The 1,532-nt window shown below is 70.0% G+C and carries 1 protein-coding gene and 1 pseudogene; both read right to left on the bottom strand.

From position 1 onward, the window contains the following. Positions 1–80: 80 nt before the first annotated feature. Positions 81–1,019, bottom strand: a complete 939-nt coding sequence (locus BI327_RS40685; protein ID WP_089025734.1) for a metal ABC transporter substrate-binding protein — start codon at positions 1,017–1,019, stop codon at positions 81–83. Between the two features lie 258 nt (positions 1,020–1,277). Continuing rightward, a pseudogene (locus tag BI327_RS40680) lies at positions 1,278–1,532 on the bottom strand (hypothetical protein); the annotation flags it as partial.

The following is a 1,532-nucleotide window of genomic DNA, read 5'->3' as shown; positions in this document are numbered from 1 at the left end:
GACATGGCCATTGCGATAGACGACGGTGGCATCGTCCACCTGGATGCCGGGCGCGGCGCCGCCCTCGCCTTGCGGCGGCCTCACGGCTCCAGCCCCTTGGCGATGGTCTCGGTGGTGACGCGCAACAGGTCCAGATAGGTCGGCACCGGCCCGCTGGGGCCGCTGAGCGAATCGACATACAGCACGCCGCCGTAGCGGGCGCCGGTCTCCTGCGCGACCTGGCGGGCGGGATTGGCGGACACCGTGCTTTCGCTGAAGATCGCCGGGACGCGGTTGGCCGTCATCAGGTCCACCACGCGGCGCACCTGCTGCGGCGTGCCCTGTTGATCGGCGTTGATCGGCCAGAGATACAGCTCGCGCAGGTCGAGATCCCGCGCCAGGTAGCTGAACGCGCCCTCGCTGGTCGCCAGCCAGCGCCGCTCGGGGGGAATGGCCCGCAGGCGCTGGTGCAAGGGGCCGATCGCCTCCTGGATGCGCGCCTTGTAGGCCGCCGCGTTGGCGCGGTAGGTTTCGGCGTTGGCCGGGTCGTACTGGACCAGCGCATCGCGGATGTTGTCGACGTAGATCAGCGCGTTGGCGGGCGACATCCAGGCATGCGGGTTGGGCTTGCCCTCATAGGGGCCGTCGCCGATGCCGATCGGCTCGATGCCGCGCGTCACCACGACGCCGGGCACGTTCTTGAGCCGATGGAAGAAGCGCTCGAACCATTGTTCCAGGTTCAACCCGTTCCAGAGGATCAATTGCGCGCCCTGGGCCCGCGCCAGGTCGCCCGGCGTCGGCTGGTATTCATGGATTTCGGCCCCGGGCCGGGTCACGGACTCGACCGTGGCGGCATCGCCGGCCACGTTGCGCGCCATGTCCGCGATGACGGTGAACGTCGTCACCACCTTGAATTTCTCGGCCGCCTGCGCGGGCAGGCAGAACGCGGCGAGTGCCAGCGCGAGCCCCGCGGCGAGCGTGGCGCGGGCGGTGCGGCGGCGACGGCCCGCGACTGCGAGGGCATCGGACAATGACGGCATGGCAACTTCCTCCGGGATGCATGACGACGCCTTGCGAATCCCGCGCGCGGGCCGCGTCAGGCGCAAGGACGTCAACAGGAGGGGAAGTCGCGGTGTCGCATGGATGCCATCTGGAGGGGCCGGAAACTGGCGAAATAATATAACAACAATTTCCCGCGAGCGGACAGGCGCGACCGCCGCCGTGGCGCCTGCCCGCCGGTCAAACGGTCCCAGAAGTGGTTCGGGGCGCGGCCCGGGCGCCGACGGCCCGGGCGCGGATCAATAGTCGTCGCTGGCGCCGCGGCGGTTGCCGCCGGTGATGCCGGGCTTGCCCAGCGCGTGCAGCGCGACGGCTTCGGCGACCTTCATGCCGTCGATGGCGGCGGACATGATGCCGCCGGCGTAGCCCGCGCCCTCGCCCGCCGGGAACAGGCCGTCGGTGTTCATGCTCTGGAAGTCGTCGCGGCGGGTGATGCGCAGCGGCGACGAGGTGCGGGTCTCGACGCCGGTGAGCACCGCGTCATGCATCGAGAA

Source organism: Bradyrhizobium mercantei, assembly GCF_001982635.1.
Lineage (GTDB): Bacteria > Pseudomonadota > Alphaproteobacteria > Rhizobiales > Xanthobacteraceae > Bradyrhizobium > Bradyrhizobium mercantei.
The sequence above is the reverse complement of the archived record's forward strand: the minus strand, read 5'-3'. Positions and strand labels throughout refer to the sequence as shown.